We start from the raw sequence: 1,096 nt of genomic DNA, 5'->3' as shown, positions 1-1,096 counted from the left end.
GGTCAACTTCAGTGCTTCAAGTCTTCCGGAACACATAAAGCGTGCCACCCGCCGTGGTAGCGTTCTTCAGATCCTTCATCGCGGTGACGAAGCCCAGTGCCGCGGTGGCATCGCGTGGGTCTAAGTCGCCCGAAACGATGGCGCCGGCCCAGCCACCGACGCCTGCCAGAATTGCGACATACTGGTGCCCATCGGGGCCGCGATAGGTTATTGGCTGGCCGATGATGCCGGACGACGTCTTGAACTGCCAAAGCAGATCGCCAGTCCTGGCGCTGACCGCCTTGAACCAGCCTTCCATGGTCCCGTAAAAGACGACATCGCCGGCAGTGACGACGGTGCCGCTCCATACCGGAAAGTTCTCCTTCAGGACCCAGGCCGGCTTGGCGGCGGAAACATCCCAGGCGGTAAAAGCACCACGATTGCCGCCCGGCCCGGGGATCATGCGTACGTTCATGCCGACATAGGGCGTGCCTGCGATGTAGTTTACCTCGACGCCTTCTTCATCCATGCAGAGATTGTTGTGGGGGATATAGAGCAGGCCGGTCCTCGGCGAAAACGCCGATGGCTGCCAGTCCTTGAGGCCGGATGCCGTCGGACAAATGTCTCGGACCACCTTGCCGGTGCCGGTTCTCTTGTCAGGGTTTGCAATCAGGCGGCCGGTCTTCAGATCGACGCCTTTGCTGGAATTGACCGGGCCATAGGCTGTGGCCGATAGCACCTCTCCAGTGGTCCGATCGAGGATATAGAGGTAGCCGTTGCGTTCCGGTCGGACAAGGACCTTGCGCGGCTTGCCTTGCCAGGTCATGTCCAGAAGGATCTGCTCGTTGATGCCGTCATAGTCATGGAGGTCATGCGGGCTCCACTGATAGAACCACTTCGCCGCTCCGGTATCGGCGTCACGCGCGAAAATACCGGACGTCCATTTGTTGTCGCCTGGCCGCAAATCCGGATTCCACGGTCCTGGATTGCCCGTGCCGTGGAAGATCAGGTTCAACTCCGGATCGTAGGAGATCCAGCCCCACATATTGCCGCCGCCGATCTTCCAGGCTTCCGGTGGCCATGTCGTCACGCCAAGGTCTGTGCCCCTGTCCATGTC

At 60.4% G+C, this 1,096-nt stretch carries 1 protein-coding gene; it reads right to left on the bottom strand.

Annotated features, from left to right (window positions below; genetic code table 11):
* Positions 1–16: 16 nt before the first annotated feature.
* On the bottom strand, positions 17–1,096 hold a 1,080-nt coding region (locus EOA22_RS34725; RefSeq protein WP_164756226.1), incomplete at its 5' end, for a PQQ-binding-like beta-propeller repeat protein.

Source organism: Mesorhizobium sp. M7A.F.Ca.US.014.04.1.1 (assembly GCF_003998745.1).
GTDB classification, from domain to species: domain Bacteria; phylum Pseudomonadota; class Alphaproteobacteria; order Rhizobiales; family Rhizobiaceae; genus Mesorhizobium; species Mesorhizobium ciceri.
The sequence above is the reverse complement of the archived record's forward strand: the minus strand, read 5'-3'. Positions and strand labels throughout refer to the sequence as shown.